The following is a 19,098-nucleotide window of genomic DNA, read 5'->3' on the forward strand; positions in this document are numbered from 1 at the left end:
GTTTTCGTTCTGGAGACGCCCCTGGTCCCCCCGGCTGCCCGCCCGCCGGGGCTCCCGTGCGGCCGGACCACCCGGTTGGACGCGCCGAGGACTCGGTAGCAGACTTCCGGGATGACCTTCGCCGGGTATCAGAACGAGATCTTCTGATACCGCGTCCGACCGACCTGGCCGTAGGTCGGCGCAAAGCCTTCTGACCTGGCAAAACCATCTCGGTAGTTCTCGCCGTTTCTCGTGGCTGCCCGACGTCCCACGGCCTGGCGACGGCCTGGCGAAGATCAACCACTCTGAGGGCATCACCCCGATACGAAGCGGATCCTGCGGCCAGTGGTGGCGGGTCAAGGTGCGTTTTCCAGCCTTGACGCGGTGCTGCTGACCGTGGCTGATCATGGCGTATCGGGGTGATGCCCTTTACCGCGTCCTGGGCTCCGTGCACCTCGTCGACTGAACTCACGAACCCGTTGGCAAGAGGGCGAAGCCGTCGCGGCAGCCGATCGCCGTGCCCAGCTCGACCGAGCCGACCATGCGCGCGATCGTCCGGTCTGGAGCATCTGCCAAGTTAGCTTGAGGCTCTCCGTGCTGCCTGTGGTGGCGCGCTGCCGCACCGCCTCGGGGCCGTGCCGCCCGGCCAGCCGACGCAGCGGAGCGGAGGTCGGCTAGGTCGGGATGGATACATGCCCACGCTGGTAGGTGACAGGCCCAGAGCGCGCCGCCGCAGGCGGCGCGCCTTGATCCCATAAAGCAGAATTCAGCAGTGGACATAGGTGCCATGGGAGGCATAATGGTGAAGATGTCATCTGATGTAAGCAACTCCGTGTTCGACGTTCTAGATGCCTTTTTCGGCGCCAGCTGGAGCGCCTCGGACGTGGAGAAACTGGCCCCTGATCGGCTGCGGGAGTTGGCTTTTCAGGTTGACTACTTTTATAGGAATTGGTCAATTCCGCCGATTAGTGATTCTCGCTATCGTTCATATGCTGGAGGTGCGTCAATACTCCAGCCTCGCAATGTGGGACTTCCCTTTTTGTCGAGTTCTTTGCTGTATGCGGATGAGTTGTTGATTCACTGCCCAATTGACGAATGGGTATATCCTGGACGCGGATCTTTTAGGGTTCCTGGTGAGTATCGCGCCTATAACTCGCGCAATCGCATGTCCCTTGAGGCGGGCGCGGAAGTTAATCGAGGTGGTTTTAATCGTTCGAGTCACGAAGAAAATGTCATTAAGCTTAGCCGTGCCGTAGCGGAACTGCAAAAGTTTGAGCGTCCGATTCGAAGCGGATGGATTATGGCAATTCCGCATCTTCGATATTGGAAAGACGGTGAAGAGAAGGTATGGGCCCAAATTCGACGAGATGTCCTGGATTTGGAGTTGCATGATTTGCTGAGCCGCAATTGGCGTAGCAGGCCAGCAATGTCTGACGTCATTCGTGGATTGGAAGTTTCGCCGGTATCTGGTTGGCATCCGGCTGATGCTGCAAGGGCGCTGGTCGAAACCCCATCTCTTTACTTCAATCGAACACTTTTTATTTCCTCCGCCACTCAAGCGAAGTTTACGCCTACCGCGGATTCGGATCTTGCACTATTGCTGCATAAAGTAAAGCAGGCAGTGGCGTTTGATCGCAACTTGCGTGATGTTCTTATGGTTCGCGCGCTTGATGGTTTTACAGTCCCAAACTTTGACAATGAAAGCTTGAATGAGATTTGCGAAATCAGAAGTCAGGATGAGAGTTTTGCTGATTGGCGTGCCGAACTATCCAGGATCGTTGCCAGTAAAGCGATCTCATCTGAATTCTCTCTGGATGATGTCGAAGAACATTTCGCAGAAGTGATTGGATTGCTGATTAATGACCTAAATAGAAAGGTGAGATCCGATCGTTCGCTTTCTGCGCGCCTAAGTCGAGCAAAGATGGAAACGATCGATATTGGCTTTTTGGGGGTTGCTGCCCTGCTTCCTGGTCAGGTTTCTTGGATGGTTGCATTGCCGCCGATATTGAAGATGGCAGTACAGGCGCTCGTTTCACCTGTAACTGGCGCAAGCTCTGTTGTGATGAAATTCGATCAGGCCGGAATTATTCGTAGCTAGTCAATTTCCCTTGGGAAATCGTCATGCTTCGCGTGATGGTGACCGTTTGGGGTCGCGCGTGCAATTTTGGGATATTTATCCGTAGATATCCCTAATTGTATGGCAACTTTCGGCGCTTCTGAAATTTACCTTGTGTACTTTCTGGGATAGTTCTCGATGGTTGGTATGCGCCGCTACAGGGTATATTGACCACGGGTACATCCACGTCGGTAGAGCGGTGGTGCAGTGTAGTGGTAGTCCGGGCGCTTGTGTTGTGGGACGTTGACCATACTCTGATTGAGAATGGCGGCATGAGCAAGGCGACCTACGCCAAAGCCTTCTCCAGTATCGCTGGAAGGGAGCCGGAGTTTCCGGCCGAGACTGACGGGCGCACTGATCCTCAAATCATGTCGGACATGTTGGAGCGCAACGGGTTTTCTGTAACCCCTGACGTTCGGGACAGAATTCCCGCCGAGTTGGAAGCTGCACTTGTCAGTAATATTCCGAAAATGCAAGAACGTGGCTGCGCTCTGCCTGGGTCGCATGAGGTTTTGGAACTTGCGGGCAAGATTGATGGGCTTGTGCAGTCAGCACTCACCGGCAACATCATTGCCAACGCCAAGCTGAAACTTGCTGCCTTCTCCTTGGATGGTCCCATTGACTGGGAGATCGGAGGATTCGGATCTGATTCCGCGGTGAGGTCTGAGCTTGTCGGTGTCGCCAGGTCACGTGTGGAGGAGAAGTTCGGCACGCTCCTTCCGCTCTCGTCGATTGTCCTGGTCGGCGACACGCTGCGCGATATTGAGGCAGGGGTTGACTCAGGTGCTCGCGTGATCGGTGTGGCCACGGGGAAGGTGTCCGCCGATGACCTGCTCAAAGCTGGTGCAGACCGGGTGTTTGAGTCAATGGAGGACGCAGCGTCGGTGATTGCGGCTGTTCGCGACCTTGCTGGGCTGGGATAAGTCACCTACTTGGGCTTGACGTTTCCGTCGAACGGGTAGGAAGTCTCCCACACTCGTTCGAAGCTCCTTTCGTAGGTGTGAAAGAGGTCTGCGCCTTCCACTCGGCGAAGGTGCAGAATTGGTGCGACATAACCGTACGTTCCGTAGACGTGCTGGTTTATCAGCATTTGATCGTCAAACTGAAAGATCGAGTTGTACAGCGTGGTCCTGTGCAGGTGAAATTTCACCTCCGGGACTGCAAGCAGTGGACTGTAGTAGGCGAGGGCCATTCGAACCCTTGCCGGAATAGCGTCGAATAGCTGTTCTTCCACGCCGCGCTGCTCGACCTCGGGGCTGTTCGGGTCGCCTAGACAGATTCGAATATCCGCGCCATCAGCCGCTTTTTTCCGAAGAATCGTGATTGCTTCCGGGTTTTCTTCGGGAAGAAACAGGCTCGCAAAGGCCAGTAGGTAGATCTTCCCCGTCGCGTTCTTGAGCAGCTCAAGCCACGTGTTCTTGGGTACGTCCGACCGGTGGGGGTAGAACGCGACGACCTCGGCCCGGCTCGCGCTCTGGCGGGGCTTCTGGAGGCTTGGCCACAGCCAGCCCGGAGAGACGTCCAGTAGCCGGGCCGCGCGGTACGCGGTCTCCCTGTGGGGCGTCCTGTTGGAACTCATCCACCGCTCGACGGTCTTCGCGTCCACCCCGATGTCCTCGGCGAAGTCGCGCGCCGCGTAGCCGCGCTCTTGGAGGGTGCTGCGGAGGCGTTCGTTGATCAAGTGGGACTCCTAGGACGTTTCGGGGACGTTTCGACGCTAGCACAACGTCCCGTCATGTCCTGGTCGTGCGGTGCTGCCGTCCGCCCAAACGGACGAATCTGTAAGGACGAAGAACCGTCTTCGAACCGCAGTCGAGGAAGTGATTCAGGTGCCTCTGTACGGGCTGGTGCATCCGGAGCCCCACGACAAGCCGGATGTGGTCGAGGCAGAGCCGGGTCGTCCGTGCCTGTTGATCTCGGCAGGAAACAGCAGCGTGCGGGTCGTTGTGCCTCCCCGTGCGGGAGGTCTCCAGATCGCTACCACGTACGCCCGCCGCCTGGCCGAAGCGGCAACGACGTTCGCGGACCGCTGTCAGCAGCTCCAGGACGACGACCAAGCAGCGCAACAACGTGCGCCCCACAACGAAAAGGACAACTGACATGGCTATCCCAGGTGGACACAGGTTCCCGATCACGTTCGATGAGCTGTTCCCTGAGGGGTTCTACGTGATGAGCGTGGATCGGGCGGTGGACTGGGCTGAGGGCGGTAAGAGCAAGCCCGCCGTTTGCAAGATCACCGGTCTGCCGGTGTGGGCGGTTCAGGGGACCGACCCATCGGCGAAGGGGAAGAACACGGGGCAGGTCGTGAAGATGGCTGCGGCTGTCCAGCCGGTTCCGCCGGAGACGTTGGCTGGTACGCCGTTTCGTCCGGCGGTGTTCCGTGGGTTGAAGGTGACGCCGTACGTGCGCGACGGCTGGGTCAACTACACGGTCTGGGCTGACGACATGGTGTCGGCATTGGCTCCCAACCGTGGCGTCAAGGCAGAGAGCAAGGCTGCTGCCCCCGGTCAGCAGAACGCGGCCTGAGGGGCATCGGATGTTCCTCAAGATGAAGTTGGCCTTGGGGGCGCGGGCGGTGCCGGAGATCGCTCGTGATCCTCAGACCGGGGTGCTCGCGCTGCGACTCCAGATCGACCCCGGCGTTCTGGTGATCACCGCTGCTGAGGGTCCGGACGGTCCTCGGGACTTCGCGACGTTCATGGCCCGGCTGTCCACCGAAGCGGCATTGCTCGCGGCGTCGGTGGATCCCACGGTGCCCTCGCGTGAGCGGGCCACGGCTGGTGACGGTGCACCGGAGGGGCCGTTGGCTCGCTGGTTCAGCGCGTCGGGTGCCGGCGGGTTCGGGCCGGAGGTGGGGCAGTGAGCCGGTTGAGCGTCGATGAGAAGCGCGCGGCCTACCTGGGGATTCTGGGTCGTCACATGCGCGCCCTGCGTAAGGACAGGAAGTTGCGGGGTACGGACATGCAGCGGAAGGCCGGTGTCTCCACTGCGACGGTGTCCAAGATGGAGAAGGGCTTCCGAGGGCCGTCTTTGGAGACCTTGGGTCGGTTCTGCGACGCGCTGGACGTGGACATGTTCGACGTGTTGGCGGAGGTCGGCGTGGCGTACCGGCGGTCTTGTGCTCCCGAGGTGCGGGTGGCGGCGTGCCCGTACCTGCGGCGGTTCGATGGCTTGGCGCTGTTCGCGGGGGTTGCCGACGACCACCTGCCCGACGGGCCGGTCGGCCTGATCACGGAAGCCGCAGTAGTGATGTGAAGCCGGTCCGGGGCGGGAGTGACTTCGTGAGGGCCTCGCCCGCTCCGGACCTCCCACGACCCACGTGAGTGGAGGTGGTGCCAGTGAGGTTACGTGCCTGCGTGGCTCGCTGGAAATGGAGGAATGGACGTTCGGCGGTGGACCCGGACAGCGGGCGGGTTCGCGTGACGTGGCTGCGCTGCTCGTGGTGCTCGGACGGCGGCTGGATGCGGATCGACGTACCGCGCCCGCTGTGCCCGTACTGCAAGGCCTACGAGGAGCAGCGCGGAGAGCAGTGCGCCTGACCTGATCGTGGAAGTGATAACCGAATAGACCGTTGATGTGGTCGCCGTGGAACAGCCCAAGTCTTGGCGGGCTCGGCTGTTCCCCGGCGACTTCATCGACTCGAACGACCCCTGAATGTGTTGGCACACAAGGAGATTCGGTCACTATGAGGATATCTGTCGGTAGGGGTGGCGCGTCAAGTGTGCGCGTTCCCACGTTTGAGTGCTTCGCCGTTGTGATGGTCGGCGGTGAGGCGTGATGGGCCGCAATAAGTGGGTTGATCCGGCTCCGTTCGAGGGCTACCGGCCGCGTGTGCCGTGGTGGACGTTGCTGCCTGGTCGGGTCAAGTGGATCGCGTTGCCGTTCATGGTGGCGTTCCTTGCGGCGTGGGTCGTCGTGCGCCTGGTGCTCGTTGTCGTTCGCTACCCGGTGGTCACGTTGGTGCCGTTGTCGGCGCTGTGGTTCTACGGCCGGTTCGGGCTGTCGCCGTTGGTCTTGGCGCTGCTGGCGCTGGTTGCTGCTCTGGTGTTGTGGGCGGGGATCGATCTGCCGTCGTTCCTGCGGTGCTGCTGGTTCCGGCTGTTGACCGAGTGGCGTCGGGCGACGGTGTATGTGCCTCGGTGGCGGACCACTGTGCGGCTGGCGGATCTGACGAAGTCCAGTCGTGGCAGGGAACATCGGCCGCGTCTGCGTCGTGTCCGGTCGGAGGGATGGCGGGACCGGGTTCGGGTGCGGATGATCCCGGCGCAGTCGCCGGACGCGTGGGAGCTGCGCCGTGACGGCCTGGCCCACGCCTTCGGTGCCCAGTCGTGCCGGGTCCGGGTGCTCAAGCCCCGCGTGGTGGAACTGGACTTCGTGCACTCCGACCCGCTGGCACGACCGATCGGCGTTCCGGCGCTGGTCACAGGGGGTCAGTCCGCGGTTGACCTCAAGAAAGTCCAGGTCGGCGTCACGGAGACCGGAAAGCGGTGGTCGCTGCGGCTGCTCGGCAACCAACTGCTCGGGGTCGGTGTGCAGGGTGCCGGTAAGGGGTCGTTGCTGTGGTCGATCGTGTGGGCGTTGGCGCCTGCGGTCAAGGCCGGTGTCGTGCGCTTGGTGGGCATCGATCCCAAGGGTGGGATGGAACTGGGCCAGTGCCCGGACGCGTTCGAACGCCTCGTCTTCGACAACGGCCTAGAGGCGGTCGAGCTGCTGGAAGTCCTGGCCGGTGAGGTCAAGGAACGGGCGGCGCGGTATCGGGGTGTGCGGCGGTTGTGGGCTCGGGGCACCGGTGAGCCGTTCACGCTGATCGTGATCGACGAACTGGCCGACCTGGTCGCCTACCAGCCGGACAAGAACCTGCGAGAGCGGGCCGTGCGGGCGCTGCAAACGATCACCTCGCAGGGGCGTGCACCCGGCTACGCCGTCCTCGGCCTCGTCCAAGACCCGCGCAAGGAAGTCGTGGCGTTCCGGCACCTGTTCGGCACCCGCGTGGCGCTGCGGCTGGATGAGGCCCAGCAGGTGGACATGGTCCTGGGCGAGGGCGTTCGACAGAAGGGTGCTGCGGCTCACGAGATCAGCGAGAACACCCCTGGCGTGGCGTGGGTGAAGACCGATGGTCGCGGTGCTCCGGAGCGAGTTCGGGCGTTCCACGTCACCGACTCCGATCTGGTCGAGCTGTCGCTGTTCTTCTCGACCCCGGACGCGACCGTGCACGCGTTCCCGTCCCGTCCCGATGGTGGCAACACGAGCGGAGGTGTGGCAGCGTGAATGACTCCACTGTGGACACAGAAGCCGTTGGTATAACTGTGATTCCGGCCGTACCGCTCGATGTTGCAGGGATGACGTCGGCTGAGCGGGCACGGCTGCCGCTGTCGCTGGACGTGGTCAAAGCCGCCGCTGAAGCCCACGGGGTATGCACCCGGCCGGTGATGCGGGAAGTGGTCGACCTGGACACCTACGCGGTGCGGATCGTGGCTGTGCGGTGCAACTCCACGCAGGCGACCAAGTGCCCCGCGTGTGCCGATCGGAACCGGAAGTCGCGGATGGCGCAGTGCCGCGAGGGCTGGCACCTCGACGCCGAACCGGTCGCCGAACGCGAGAAGCCCAACGATGCGCAGATCGCGGTGGCGACCGTGCGGGCGGACCTGACGACCGAGTACCGCCAGGCCCAGGCCGAGGGTGACCCGGTGCTCCTGGAGGATCTGCGCGACGGCATTCGGGACGCTGACGCGGACCTGCGGACTGAGGGTGTGCGGGGCAACCTCCCGGCGGTCGAGCGTCCTGCCAAGTCCACGGCGAATCGGTCGACCAAGCGTCGGCAGGACTCGCCGAACCTGCCTCGGCGCAAGGTCGACAAGCGCACGGTTGGCCGGGAGTTTGCGGGCAAGTACCGGCCCTCGACCTTCATCACCTTGACCTTGGACACCTACGGCAAGGTGCGCGCCGACTCGACCCCGGTCGATCCGAGCACCTATGACTACCGGCGGGCCGCACGGGACGCGGTGCACTTCGCCTCGCTGGTGGATCGGTGGTGGCAGAACCTCCGGCGGGTCGTGGGCTTCGACGCGCAGTACTTCGGCACGGTCGAGCCTCAGAAGCGGATCACGCCTCACGCACACTTCGCCGTTCGCGGCTCGATCCCGCACAAGGTCGTCCAGGCGGTCACTGCCGCGACCTACCTCCAGGTGTGGTGGCCCGCCCACGACGAGATCAAGTACTCGGGCGAGAAGCGGCCGGTCTGGGATTCGCGGATCTCCCAGTTCGTCGACCCCGACACCAACGTGCCTCTGACGACGTGGGAGGACGCGGTGGCCGCCCTGGACGACCCGACGCACGTGGTCGAGTTCGGCCGCCAGGTGCACTCCAAGGGGATCTTGGGCGGGACCGAGGAAGCCGGACGGCACATCGGCTACCTCACGAAGTACCTGACCAAGTCCATCGCCGAAGTCGTCGACACGGACGCGACTCCTCGGCAGGCCGACCACGCCGACCGCTTGGCGGCCGAGCTTGCCGTGACCCCGTGCTCGGAGCGGTGCGCCGTGTGGCTGCTCTACGGGGTCCAGCCGCGCAAGGTCACCTCGCGCATGACTCCGGGGCACTGCAAGGGAAAGGCCCATCGGCGAGACACCCTCGGCCTTCCCGGCCGGCGGGTGCTGGTGTCGCGGCGGTGGTCGGGCAAGACCTTGGCTGAGCACAAGCAGGATCGGGCCGCGTTCGTCCGGGAAGCGCTTGAAGCGGCCGGGATGTCCAAGCCTGAGCCCGACCGCACCCGGCTGCGGTGGGGACCCGTTCAGCCCGGTGATCCGCACGTCCCGAGCCGGGTCGAGCTGCTGATGCAGATGATCTCGCAGCGGCTCACATGGAAGGCCGAGTACACGCGGGCGCAAGAGGCCTTGGCGGGGCTGCCTCGACCTGCGCCCGATGTTTCAGCAACTCCGGCGGTAGCGGCCTGAACAGGGGGAATGGCATGGCAGATGTTGAACCCCTCTGGGGCGTCGTTGAGGTTTCGATCTTCCTGGGTGTGCCTGTAAAGACGCTCTATCAGTGGAAGTGGCAGAGGCTCGGCCCTCCTGTGAGGAAGGTCGGAAAGTACCTCCGCTACGTGCCAGCGAAGGTTCGAGCCTGGGCTGAAGAACCGGACGACCAGGCCGCTTAGTCAATTTTTGAATTCTACTCAGAGGAGAAGACTGTCATGGGTCACGTTCAAGATCGCTGGTGGCGGCCGAAGCTCGACGATTCCGGGAAGCCGGTTCTGAACGCAAAAGGGAAGCCAGTCCGTGAGAGGACGGAGATTTACGGAACAGGAATGCGCTACAAGGTTCGCTATGTCGACCCTGCGGGAGAGGAGCGGGCCAAGAGCTTTCCCGATAGGCAGTTGGGTGCTGCGGATGACTTCTTGCTCAAGGTCGAGAGTGAGAAGCGGACGGGTACCTACCTCGATCCTGAGGGTGGGAAGATCACGTTTCGTGCCTACGCAGACGCGTGGCTGATCGATCAGGCGTTTGATGGAAGCACGCGGAACGCGGTTGAGCGCCGGTTGAACAAACTGGTGTACCCGTACTTGGGTGATCGAGAGATCGGCTTGATTCTGCCCACGAATATTCGAGCTTGGCTGCGGGCGCTACAGCAGAAGAAACTTGCGGGTGGTACGCGGGCGGTGGCGTTCGTCCATGTTTCAGCAGTTTTCAGCGCTGCTATCGATGATAAGAAGATCGCCGAGAACCCGTGCAAGGCCAAAAGTGTAACTCGGCCTCAGCCGGACAAGCGGAAGATCGTGCCGTGGACGGTGGGCAAGGTCGCGGCTGTTCGGGCTGAGCTGTCAGAGAAATACAAGATCGTGGTGCCTCTCGGTGCTGGGTGCGGGCTACGTCAAGGGGAGGTGTTCGGCCTGTCTCCGGAGGACATCGACCGTGAAGAAAAGGTGCTTCACATCGTGCGGCAGGTTCGAGTCGTGGACAACGTCCAGGTCTTCGCCCCACCCAAGGGCGGGAAGGAACGAGATGTCCCGCTACCGGGCAGTGTGCTCCGCGACCTCGACGCCTACATGGCGCAGTTCCCGCCCACGCAGATCACGTTGCCGTGGAAGGAAGTTGACGGTGAACCGGAGACGGTGTCGCTGATCCTCGTCAACCAGTACGGCAAGCCGATCCGACGCGATGGCTTCAACCAGTACGTCTGGACTCCTGCGCTCGGGCGCGCCAAGGTCGCTCGGACGCTGAGGCAGGACGGTATGCACGCGCTGCGGCACTTCTACGCCTCCATGCTTCTCGACGCCGGAGAGTCGATCAAGGCACTCGCGGAGTGGCTCGGGCACGCGGACCCGGCGTTCACGATGCGGGTCTACACGCACCTGCTGCCCTCCAGCAGTGCGAGGGCTCGGAAGGTGGTCGATCGTGTGCTTGCGGGGGAGGCGGATGCGAACGACCATGATCCGCAGACAGACGACGAAGCGGACGGCCTGAGCGACAACCCGGACGGCCTGTAGACGGCCTGAGTGGACGGAGACGGACATAATGCCTGGTACGTTCGGTTCTTATCAGAACGAGATCTACCTCCAGGGCCTCGCGGGCACGGTGCCGCCGTTCACGACGGACCCGGACGCGTTGGAGGCCTCCGCGCGGGAACGGCTCGGGCCGGGGCCGTTCTGGTACGTGGCCGGGGCGGCCGGGACCGGGGCGACGGCTCGGGCGAACCGGGAGGCGTTCGACGACTGGCGGATCGTGCCGCGGATGCTCACCGACGCGACCACCCGCCACCTCGGCACGACCGTGCTCGGCACCACGATGCCCGCGCCGGTGCTGCTCGCGCCCGTCGGCGTGCAGTCGATCCTGCACCCGGACGGTGAGCTGGCCACGGCCCGCGCCGCCGCGGAACTGGGTGTGCCGATGATCCTGTCGACCGCGTCCTCGCACACGCTGGAGGACGTCGCCGAGGCGAACGGGGACGCGCCGCGCTGGTTCCAGCTCTACTGGCCGAACGACCCCGAGGTGTGCCTGAGCATCCTGGACCGGGCGAAGAAGGCCGGGTTCACCGCGCTCGTCGTCACGCTGGACACGTGGACGCTGGCGTGGCGGCCGCACGACCTGGACAGCGCGTACCTGCCGTTCCTGCGCGCGGTCGGCACGGCGATCCCGTTCTCCGACCCGGCGTTCCGCGCGGGACTGGAGAAGTCGCCCGAGGACGACCTGCCGATGGCGATCCTGCGCTGGGTGCACCTGTTCACCGGCACCGACAAGTCGTGGGACCAGCTGGCGTTCCTGCGCGAGCACTGGGACGGCCCGATCCTGCTCAAGGGCATCCAGCACGTCGACGACGCGCGCAAGGCCGTCGACGCGGGCGTGCAGGGCATCGTCGTGTCGAACCACGGCGGCAGGCAGGTCGACGGCGCGGTCGCGTCGCTGGAGGTGCTGCCGGAGATCGCCGACGCGGTGGGCGAGCAGGTCGACGTGCTGTTCGACTCCGGCGTCCGCACCGGCGCGGACGTCGTGAAGGCCGTCGCGCTCGGGGCCAAGGCGGTGCTGGTCGGCAGGCCGTTCGCCTACGGGCTCGCGCACGGCGGCCAGGTCGGCGTGCGGCACGTGCTGCGCAGCCTGCTCGCGGACTTCGACCTCACCCTCGGCCTGTCCGGGCACCGCAGCCCGGCGGAGCTGAACCGCGACGCGCTGCGGGCCCGGCGCTGACGTCCGATTCGTTCAAGACCGCGGCGCGGGGCCGAACCTAGGGTGGTTGGCATGATCGAAGAAGCCCGTTCTTTCGTTTGGCACCACGCCCGCGTCCTGGAACAGCGCCGGTTCGAGTTCCTGTTCGACGGCGGTCCGGTCGAGCCGGTGCTGCACGCGCTGCTCGCCTACCGCAACGCCGACGGCGGCTTCGGCCACGCGCTCGAACCGGACGGCCGCGGGCCGAACAGCCAGCCGCTGCACGTGTTCAGCGCGTTGAGCAGGCTCGACGAACTCGGCCTCGGCGGCTCCCAGCACGCGCTCGACGCGTGCGACTTCCTGACGACCGTGACGTTCCCCGACGGTGGCGTGCCGACCGGCGTCCGGGCCTCGGCCGACCACCCGCACTCGCCGTGGTGGGCGATCGAGGACGCCGGGTCGCTGCTGCCGACCGCGCTCATCTCCGGGCTGCTGCACAAGAACAAGGTCGACCACCCGTGGCTGACCCGCGCCACGGAGTTCTGCTGGGACCGCGTCGAGGGGCTCACGAAGACCCACCCGTACGAGGCGAACGCCGCCGCGCGGTTCCTCGACCACGTCCCGGACCGCGAGCGCGCCGAGGCGCAGATGGCCCGCGTCGGCGGCCTGGTCCGCGAGCAGAACCTCGTGGACCTCGGTCAGCCGATCACGGAGGCCGAGGGCTACTCGGCGGGCGAGGTGCACCAGCCGACCGACTTCGTTCCCGAACCGTCTTCCCTGGCCCGGCAGTGGTTCAGCGACGCGGAGTTCGACCGCGCGCTGGACAAGGTCGCCGCGGGGCAGCAGGAGGACGGCGGCTGGACGTTCGGGTGGCCCAGCTGGACGCCCGGCACGAAGTACGAGTGGGGGCCCATCGTGACGATCGAGTCGCTGGTCCTGCTGCGGAACTTCGGGCGGCTACCGGCCGAGTAGCACGCCGAGCGGGACGCCCGCCAGGTCCTTCACCTCGCGCGAGAGGTGGGCCTGGTCGGCGTACCCGGTCCGGTGGGCGATGTCCGCGAACGGCACGCCCTCCCACGCCAGCCCCATCGCCCGGTCGAACCGCAGCACCCGCGCCAGCACCTTCGGGCCGTAGCCGAACGCCGCCAGCGACCTCCGGTGCAGCTGCCGGGCACCGATGCCGAGCCGGTCCGCCACCTCGGGGACGGGGTGGTCCCGCACCGCCGCCACGACGGCGTCCAGCGCCGGGTCCGGCGGGGTCTCGCGGAGCCTGCGCCGGGCCGCGTCCGCCAGCACGGCGCACGGGTCGGGCGCGGCGGCCACCGCGTCCAGCAGGTCCCCGGCGTCCGGCCACAGCTCGTCCAACGGCACCCGCAGGTCGCGCAGCACGTGCGCGGGCACGCCGAGCGCGGACGGGCCGACGCCCGCGAAGAACCGCACGGCGAACAGGCTTCCCGGCTGGTCCTCGCCGACCTTCGCGTACGTGTCCGGGCCCGCGACGAACAGCCGGTGGTCGTCGCGGGAGAAGATGATGTCCGTGCAGCCGTCGGGGACGACCCGGCTGATCCCGCCGCCGGACGTCGTCTTCGTCCAGACCACGCCACGCCCGTCGAGCGCGGGCCGCTCCGCGTAGCTCATGCGGCCACGGTAGCGCCGTCCGGTGGCGGGCCGCAGGTCAGCGGCCCGCCACCGGGCTCGTCAGGTGCCGAAGCGCACCCAGTTCACGCTCACGTACGGCGAGGGCTGGCCGCTGGTGAAGGTGACGTAGACGTCGTGCGTGCCGGTCACGCCCGACATGTTCGCGGGCACCGTGCGCCAGCTCTGCCAGCCGCCGGTGTTGCCGACGGCGAAGCTGCCCACCACCGCGCCGGTCGGGCTGTCGATCCTCGCCTCCACCAGCCCGCTGATCCCGCCGCCCGCGCCGGACGCCACGCGCGCGGTGAACTGCGTCGCCGTGGTGCTGCCGAAGCGGACCCCGGAGAACCGCAGCGAGCCGCCGTTGGCGAGCTGCCCGACGTCCTGGCCGCCGCCGGTGTCCGACGTGGTCTCGACCGTGCCGCCGGTCCGCGCGGTCGCGCTCTCGGCCTGCATCGGGCTGTAGGCGTCGAAACCCCCGCCGCTCGGCGGGGTCGTCGTGGTGGTGGTCGTCGGCGGGGTCGTGCCGCCGCCCGCGGTGTAGACGGCGACGTAGTCGACGACCAGGGACGCGCCGGGAACCGTCGCGGCCGTGGGGGTCGGGCCCGCGAGGGCGTCGGGGAACGCGCCGCCGATGGCCAGGTTCAGCAGCATGAAGTAGCCCGCGTGGTTGGTCATGGTCGCCCACGTGTCCGCGGGCAGCTGGTTCTGCGTGACGCTGTGGAACTGCTGGCCGTCGACGTACCAGCGGAACGCCTGCGGGCTCGTGCTCTGGTCCCACTCGAAGCGGTACGTGTGGAACGCCGACTGGCAGCTCGACCCCGGACACGCCCGGTTCGCGCCGATCCCGGTGGTCTCGTTGCAGGGGCCGCCGGGGTTCACGCCGCAGTGCAGCACGCCCCACACGGCGTTGACCCCGTTGACGTTCTCCATGATGTCGAACTCGCCGATGCCCGGCCAGTTCCAGTAGTTGCCGCGGTAGGGAGCGCCGAGCGCCCAGAACGCGGGCCAGTAGCCGAGCGCGGCCTGGCCGGTGACGTTCGGCATCTGGATGCGCGCCTCCATGGCCATCTTGCCGCCCGCCGGGGGCCGGAAGTTCGCGCGCTGCGTCTCGATCCTGGCCGATGTCCACGCCCCGGCGCCGTCGCGCAGGGCCGTGATGCGCAGGTTGCCCGCGCCGTCGAGCTTCAGGTTGTTCGGGCTGCTGGTGTAGTTCTGGATCTCACCGGTGCCCCAGTTGCCGGGACCGCCGGGGTAGGCGTGGCCGAGGTCGACGATCCAGTTCGCCGACGAGGGTGGCGAGCCGTTCGAGCCGGTGAAGTCGTCGCCCCAGGCCAGCGTCCAGCCCGGTGGCGTGGTGGGGATGGACGCGTTGGCCGTGGCGACCAGCGTGATCGGGATCGCGGCGAGCAGTGCCGCGACGGCGGCGACGAGTCGGCGTCTGGTGAGCTCCATGCGCGGGTGACCTCCTTGTCACTCGGGTGTGGTGCCTCGTACTCATGAGAGCGCTCTCACGTGACGCGTGCAAGCAGCCGATCAGCCCAACGGCTACTTGGCGTCCGCGTACGAGGAGATCGCCACGGCCTTCATCGGGAAGCGGACCGGGGTGTCGCCGAACACCAGCCGGGACGCCTCCGCGCCCGCCGCCGTGATCTCCTCCCGCACCACCTCCGCGACCTCGGCCGGGCAGTGCACCAGCACCTCGTCGTGCACGAAGAACACCAGGTGGGCGCCCGGAGCGCGCTGGTGCAGCCTGCGCCGCAACGCTCCCAGCAGCGCCGCCGTCCAGTCCGCCGCGCTGGCCTGCACGACGAAGTTGCGGGTGAACCGGCCCCACTCCCGCGCGGCCCGCCTCGACCGCCGCTGCGCGTCCTCGTCGCCGTCGGTGTTCCCGGTCAGGTCGTGCCACGCCGCGGACGGCGTCGGGCTCGTCCGGCCCAGCCGGGACCGGACCATCCGGCCCTGCTCACCCGCCTGCGCGGCCGCCTCCACGTACCCCACGGCGTCCGGGAACCGCCGCCGCAGCACCGCCAGCAGCGGCCCGGCCTCCCCGCTCGTGCCGCCGTACATCGCCGACAGCATCGCGATCTTCGCCCGTCCCCGGTCGCCGTCGAACGCGTCGCCCGCCAGGTTCGTGTACAGGTCGTCGTCGCCCGCCACCTCGGCCAGCTTGCGGTCGTTGGACAGCGCCGCCAGCACCCTCGGCTCCAGCTGCGAGGCGTCCGCCGCCACCAGCAGCCAGCCGGGGTCGGCGCGCACGGCCGTCCGCAGCGTGCGGGGGAGTTGCAGCGCCGCGCCGCCGCTGGTCGCCCACCGGCCGGACACCACGCCGCCGACCACGTAGTCCGGCCGGAACCGGCCGTCCTTCACCCACTGCTCGATCCACGACCAGCCGTGCGCCGCGTAGAGCCGGGACAGCTCCTTGTACTCCATGATCGGCTCGACGGCGGGGTGGTCCAGCTCCTTGATCACCCACGCCCTGGCCGACGGGATGTCGATGCCCTCCCGCCCGAACGCCTTGACGATGTTCGCCGGGTTGTCCGGGTTGATGGCCTTGCCGTGGAACGCCTCGGTGATCCGGTCGTTGATCGCGGCCAGCTTGCTCGGCTTGGCCCCCGGATGCGGTCGGGGGCCGAGCAGGTCGAGCAGGATCTCCTCGTGGACGTCGACCCGCCACGGCAGCCCGTGGTGGGTCATCTCCGCCGCCGCCAGCGCGCTGGCCGACTCCGCCGCGACCAGCAGCCGCAACCGGTCCGCGTGGCCCAGCGCTGCCAGGGTCTTCTGCTGCGCGTCGTGCACGGCGATCACGGCGTCGAGCGGGTCCATGTCGCCGGGCAGCCGTTCCCGCTCCGGTTCGAACAGGGTCGGCTGGTCGTCCTTCTTGCGCGGCCCGGTGTCCTCGGGGACCTCCAGGCCTTGCAGCCGTGCGACGGACGCGGCGAAGTTCCGGGGCTCGCGGTGCCTGCCCTGGTAGCCCAGCAGCAGGCCCTCCACGAGCCACAGGTCGAGGCAGCGCTCCACCCGCACACCGCGGCTCAGCAGGTCCGGGTACACCTCGGCGGTGCGGACCCAGACCCACCGCGGGTGGAACGCCTCCTCCAACTCCGCCACGGTCGCGCACAGGTCGTCGGTGGTCTGAGCCGCTCCCGAGGGCACGCCGGTGTCCGACAGGGTCCGCACCCTGCCACCGTTCTCCCCGTCGGACACCACCGCGACCAGCACACCCGTGATTGTGCTTCACAGGTCTGACAGTTCCTGTCCTCAACGCCCCAGGTGCGACAGGAGGAACTCGGCCGTGTCGCCGATGGCCTTGACCTCGTTCACCCGGTTGGTGAAGCCGTGGCCCTCGTCCTCGTAGACGTCGTACCGCACGTCGACACCCCGCTTGCGCAGCGCCTCGACGATCTGGTCGCTCTCGGCCTTCACGACCCGCGGGTCGTTGGCCCCCTGGATCACGAACAGCGGCGCGGTGATCGCGTCGGAGTAGGTGATGGGCGAGCGCTCCAGGAGGAAGTCCGCCTCGGTGTCGGGGTCGCCGACCCAGTCCGCCATCTCCGCGCGCCAGGTCTCCGGGACCGAGCGGGCCATCGTGAGCAGGTTCGACGGGCCGACCATGGACACGCCCGCCGCCCACAGGTCCGGCAGCCGCGACAGGCACGACAGGGTGGCGAAACCGCCGTAGGACGCGCCCCACACGCCGATCCGCTCGGGGTCGACCCAGTCGAGCGTGCGCAGGTACTTCACCGCGTGCTCGAAGTCGCCGAGCTCCGCGCCGCCGAAGTCGCGCAGGATCAGGCTCTGGTAGGTCTTGCCGTACCCGGTGGAGCCGCGGACGTTCGGCGCGAGCACCGCGACGCCCTGGGACAGCAGGTACTGGTAGAGCCCGGCGTAGTTGTAGAACGGGCGCTCCTGCGCCTCCGGGCCGCCGTGGATGGAGATCACCACGCCCCGCACGCCCTCGCCGTGCGGCCGGTAGAGCCACGCGGGCACCTCGCGGCCGTCGTGGGTCGGGTACCGGACCACCTCCGGCTCCACGAACGTGACGGCGACGGCCGGGGAACTGGTCGTCAGGTAGGTCAGCGCGCGGGTGCCCAGGTCCAGCGCCACCACCTCGGTGGGGCGGGTGCCGGTGGTGAGCAGGAACGCCAGCACGTCCCCGGAGATCGACAGCGACCCGATCACGCCCGCGGGCAGCTCGGGGAGGACGAGCAGGGCGTCGTCGCGGCGCACGAACAGCCGGGACACCCCGTCCTCGTTCACCGTCCACGCCGTGGTGTCGCCCGACGCCGCGACCTGCTCCACGTCCCACGCCGGGGTGACGAGGTCGGTGATCACACCCGTGGCCAGCGAGTACACGCCCAGCGCCAGGAACTCGCCGCCGGTGTCGTGCAGCACGTGGAACCCGCCGGAGTCGGCCGTCCACGGGCCGGGCAGGTGCAGGCGCTTGCCCTCGTGCGCGGTGACGATCCACAGCGGCGCGTCCGGATCGTGCAGGTCGACGAGCGCGAGGTCGTTGTCGGAGTTGCTGTGGTAGCCCGACGTCAGCAGCCACCGGCCGTCCGGCGACACGGACACCGCGTGCAGCATCGTGCCGGTCGTGGTCTCGATCCGCCGCACCGCGCCGGTCGCCAGGTCCTGGACCAGCACGTCCTGCAACGCCGCGTCGCGGTCGTTGCCCGCGTAGACCACGGAACCGCCGTCCGGCGTGAACGGGGTGAGGGCGTTCAGGTCGAACAGGCTGGAGCCGAGCACGTGCTGCCGGTCCGAGGTGTCGGTCAACGGCCGCGGCTCGCCGCCGTGGGCGTCGACCAGGTAGAGCTGGAACTGCTCGTTGCCCTGGAAGTCCGCCGTGTACAGCACGGACTTCCCGTCCGGCGACCACGCGATCTGGCGGACGGCGTTGTGCCGGTAGTTCGTCAGCTTCCGCGGCTCGCCGCCGGAAACCGGTGCCACGTAGAGGTTGTGCTGCCCGTCGGCGTTCGCGGCGTAGGCGGCGAACCGGCCGTCCGGCGACAGGGCGATGGTCGAGCGGAATCTCTGCTTCGGGGCGAAGTCCTCGAGCTCAGCCATGTTCTCCCCCAGGAAGTGGAAGTCGGAGTGGGATCGTCGACGTGGAGATGTCCACGGGCGCGGTGCCGGGACGGCGGTGGGACACGAGGCCGCGGTCCACGTACCGGCCGACCACCTCGTTGAGCGCGTCGTTCAGCTCGCCGACCTCGTCGGCGGTCAGGTGCAGCACGGCGAAGGACTCGGCCGCGGCGGTCCGCCACTGCTCGGGGTACTCCTCCTTGGTGCGCCACCACTCCGCCTGCTGGTGCCTGCGCCGCACCCAGCGGAGTTCGTCCAGCGCCCGCAGCGCGGACAGGCCTTCCTGGTCCAGGTCCCGCGACCTGATCCGGGTCTCCTGCTCGACGAGCTGCCACGGCCGCTGCCTGCCGACGCCGCCCTCGGCCTCCTCGACGAACCCGTGCCGCGCCAGCAGGCGCAGGTGGAACGAGCAGTTCGCGGGCGTCGTGCCCAGTTCGGCCGCCGCCTCGGTCGCGGTCAGTGGGCCTTCCTGGGCGAGCAGTTCCATGATCCGGACGCGCAGCGGGTGGCTCAGCGCGCGCAGGTCGTGCGCGTCGGTGAGCTGACGCCGTTCGAAAGACATGTTTCGAAAGTAGTGTTGCGATGCCGGATGAGTCAACGCCGAAAGGTGTGGTTGGTGCCAATGGGCTCACGGGGGAGTGC

At 66.9% G+C, this 19,098-nt stretch carries 19 protein-coding genes; 13 read left to right on the forward strand and 6 right to left on the reverse strand.

What is annotated here, in order from left to right:
* Positions 1-751 precede the first annotated feature (751 nt).
* Both ACFWW9_RS26075 and ACFWW9_RS26080 read left to right on the forward strand, forming a co-directional pair.
* A complete protein-coding gene (locus tag ACFWW9_RS26075) occupies positions 752-2,077 on the forward strand; it encodes a hypothetical protein (RefSeq protein ID WP_390383159.1) in 1,326 nt (441 codons plus the stop codon).
* A gap of 290 nt (positions 2,078-2,367) precedes the next feature.
* Positions 2,368-3,018: an HAD hydrolase-like protein gene (locus tag ACFWW9_RS26080; RefSeq protein WP_390383162.1), complete on the forward strand. Its 651-nt coding sequence runs from the start codon at positions 2,368-2,370 to the stop codon at positions 3,016-3,018.
* A 5-nt stretch (positions 3,019-3,023) separates the two neighbouring features.
* On the opposite strand, the gene ACFWW9_RS26085 is transcribed toward ACFWW9_RS26080, so the two are convergent.
* Positions 3,024-3,776: a helix-turn-helix domain-containing protein gene (locus ACFWW9_RS26085; RefSeq protein ID WP_390383165.1), complete on the reverse strand. Its 753-nt coding sequence runs from the start codon at positions 3,774-3,776 to the stop codon at positions 3,024-3,026.
* A 70-nt stretch (positions 3,777-3,846) separates the two neighbouring features.
* Between ACFWW9_RS26085 and ACFWW9_RS26090 the strand changes: the two genes are divergently transcribed.
* The 11 genes from ACFWW9_RS26090 (at position 3,847) to ACFWW9_RS26140 (ending at position 12,705) form a co-directional block, all read left to right on the forward strand.
* Entirely contained in the window at positions 3,847-4,194 is a 348-nt protein-coding gene (locus ACFWW9_RS26090) for a hypothetical protein (RefSeq protein ID WP_390383168.1), read from the forward strand.
* A gap of 1 nt (position 4,195) precedes the next feature.
* Positions 4,196-4,621, forward strand: a complete 426-nt coding sequence (locus tag ACFWW9_RS26095) for a hypothetical protein (RefSeq protein ID WP_390383170.1) — start codon at positions 4,196-4,198, stop codon at positions 4,619-4,621.
* Between the two features lie 10 nt (positions 4,622-4,631).
* Complete coding sequence (locus ACFWW9_RS26100; protein ID WP_390383172.1) at positions 4,632-4,958, forward strand: hypothetical protein; 327 nt, start codon at positions 4,632-4,634, stop codon at positions 4,956-4,958.
* Positions 4,955-5,350 (forward strand): helix-turn-helix domain-containing protein, encoded by a 396-nt coding sequence (locus ACFWW9_RS26105; RefSeq protein ID WP_390383175.1) that lies wholly within the window; start codon positions 4,955-4,957, stop codon positions 5,348-5,350. The genes ACFWW9_RS26100 and ACFWW9_RS26105 overlap by 4 nt, the downstream gene beginning before the upstream one ends.
* Before the next feature lie 137 nt (positions 5,351-5,487).
* Positions 5,488-5,634, forward strand: coding sequence for a hypothetical protein (locus tag ACFWW9_RS26110; protein ID WP_390383178.1), 147 nt, complete (start codon positions 5,488-5,490; stop codon positions 5,632-5,634).
* A 238-nt stretch (positions 5,635-5,872) separates the two neighbouring features.
* Positions 5,873-7,363: an FtsK/SpoIIIE domain-containing protein gene (locus tag ACFWW9_RS26115; RefSeq protein WP_390383180.1), complete on the forward strand. Its 1,491-nt coding sequence runs from the start codon at positions 5,873-5,875 to the stop codon at positions 7,361-7,363.
* 71 nt (positions 7,364-7,434) lie between these two features.
* Positions 7,435-9,048 (forward strand): replication initiator, encoded by a 1,614-nt coding sequence (locus ACFWW9_RS26120; protein WP_390383183.1) that lies wholly within the window; start codon positions 7,435-7,437, stop codon positions 9,046-9,048.
* 14 nt (positions 9,049-9,062) lie between these two features.
* Positions 9,063-9,251, forward strand: a complete 189-nt coding sequence (locus tag ACFWW9_RS26125) for an excisionase (protein ID WP_390383186.1) — start codon at positions 9,063-9,065, stop codon at positions 9,249-9,251.
* Between the two features lie 150 nt (positions 9,252-9,401).
* Positions 9,402-10,580 carry a tyrosine-type recombinase/integrase gene (locus ACFWW9_RS26130; protein ID WP_390383192.1) on the forward strand — a complete coding sequence of 393 codons (1,179 nt, stop codon included), beginning with the start codon at positions 9,402-9,404 and terminating at the stop codon, positions 10,578-10,580.
* Between the two features lie 28 nt (positions 10,581-10,608).
* Positions 10,609-11,775: a lactate 2-monooxygenase gene (locus tag ACFWW9_RS26135; RefSeq protein ID WP_390383195.1), complete on the forward strand. Its 1,167-nt coding sequence runs from the start codon at positions 10,609-10,611 to the stop codon at positions 11,773-11,775.
* A gap of 51 nt (positions 11,776-11,826) precedes the next feature.
* Complete coding sequence (locus ACFWW9_RS26140) at positions 11,827-12,705, forward strand: hypothetical protein (protein WP_390383198.1); 879 nt, start codon at positions 11,827-11,829, stop codon at positions 12,703-12,705.
* Here ACFWW9_RS26140 and ACFWW9_RS26145 read toward each other — a convergent pair.
* From ACFWW9_RS26145 to ACFWW9_RS26165, 5 genes are all read right to left on the reverse strand, one after another.
* On the reverse strand, positions 12,691-13,371 hold the full coding sequence (locus ACFWW9_RS26145; protein WP_390383201.1) for a helix-turn-helix domain-containing protein: 681 nt from the start codon (positions 13,369-13,371) through the stop codon (positions 12,691-12,693). The genes ACFWW9_RS26140 and ACFWW9_RS26145 overlap by 15 nt on opposite strands.
* Positions 13,372-13,431: 60 nt before the next feature.
* A complete protein-coding gene (locus ACFWW9_RS26150) occupies positions 13,432-14,823 on the reverse strand; it encodes a carbohydrate-binding protein (protein ID WP_390383204.1) in 1,392 nt (463 codons plus the stop codon).
* A gap of 93 nt (positions 14,824-14,916) precedes the next feature.
* A complete protein-coding gene (locus ACFWW9_RS26155; RefSeq protein WP_390383207.1) occupies positions 14,917-16,590 on the reverse strand; it encodes a bifunctional 3'-5' exonuclease/DNA polymerase in 1,674 nt (557 codons plus the stop codon).
* Positions 16,591-16,629: 39 nt separating this feature from the next.
* Positions 16,630-18,438, reverse strand: a complete 1,809-nt coding sequence (locus ACFWW9_RS26160) for a S9 family peptidase (protein ID WP_390383210.1) — start codon at positions 18,436-18,438, stop codon at positions 16,630-16,632.
* Positions 18,431-19,018: an ArsR/SmtB family transcription factor gene (locus tag ACFWW9_RS26165; RefSeq protein WP_390383213.1), complete on the reverse strand. Its 588-nt coding sequence runs from the start codon at positions 19,016-19,018 to the stop codon at positions 18,431-18,433. The genes ACFWW9_RS26160 and ACFWW9_RS26165 overlap by 8 nt, the downstream gene beginning before the upstream one ends.
* Positions 19,019-19,098 lie beyond the last annotated feature (80 nt).

Origin of the sequence: Umezawaea sp. NPDC059074, assembly GCF_042738955.1 — a bacterium.
Taxonomy (GTDB): Bacteria; Actinomycetota; Actinomycetes; order Mycobacteriales; family Pseudonocardiaceae; genus Umezawaea.

Bases quoted from the DNA above. Each gene is read 5' to 3' on its own strand.
- ACFWW9_RS26080 (WP_390383162.1), top strand. From the start codon at position 2,368: ATGAGCAAGGCGACCTACGCCAAAGCCTTCTCCAGTATCGCTGGAAGG.
- ACFWW9_RS26095 (WP_390383170.1), top strand. From the start codon at position 4,196: ATGGCTATCCCAGGTGGACACAGGTTCCCGATCACGTTCGATGAGCTG.
- ACFWW9_RS26100 (WP_390383172.1), top strand. From the start codon at position 4,632: ATGTTCCTCAAGATGAAGTTGGCCTTGGGGGCGCGGGCGGTGCCGGAG.
- ACFWW9_RS26115 (WP_390383180.1), top strand. From the start codon at position 5,873: ATGGGCCGCAATAAGTGGGTTGATCCGGCTCCGTTCGAGGGCTACCGG.
- ACFWW9_RS26120 (WP_390383183.1), top strand. From the start codon at position 7,435: ATGACGTCGGCTGAGCGGGCACGGCTGCCGCTGTCGCTGGACGTGGTC.
- ACFWW9_RS26125 (WP_390383186.1), top strand. From the start codon at position 9,063: ATGGCAGATGTTGAACCCCTCTGGGGCGTCGTTGAGGTTTCGATCTTC.
- ACFWW9_RS26130 (WP_390383192.1), top strand. From the start codon at position 9,402: ATGCGCTACAAGGTTCGCTATGTCGACCCTGCGGGAGAGGAGCGGGCC.
- ACFWW9_RS26135 (WP_390383195.1), top strand. From the start codon at position 10,609: ATGCCTGGTACGTTCGGTTCTTATCAGAACGAGATCTACCTCCAGGGC.
- ACFWW9_RS26140 (WP_390383198.1), top strand. From the start codon at position 11,827: ATGATCGAAGAAGCCCGTTCTTTCGTTTGGCACCACGCCCGCGTCCTG.
- ACFWW9_RS26145 (WP_390383201.1), bottom strand. From the start codon at position 13,371: ATGAGCTACGCGGAGCGGCCCGCGCTCGACGGGCGTGGCGTGGTCTGG.
- ACFWW9_RS26150 (WP_390383204.1), bottom strand. From the start codon at position 14,823: ATGGAGCTCACCAGACGCCGACTCGTCGCCGCCGTCGCGGCACTGCTC.
- ACFWW9_RS26160 (WP_390383210.1), bottom strand. From the start codon at position 18,438: ATGGCTGAGCTCGAGGACTTCGCCCCGAAGCAGAGATTCCGCTCGACC.
- ACFWW9_RS26165 (WP_390383213.1), bottom strand. From the start codon at position 19,018: ATGTCTTTCGAACGGCGTCAGCTCACCGACGCGCACGACCTGCGCGCG.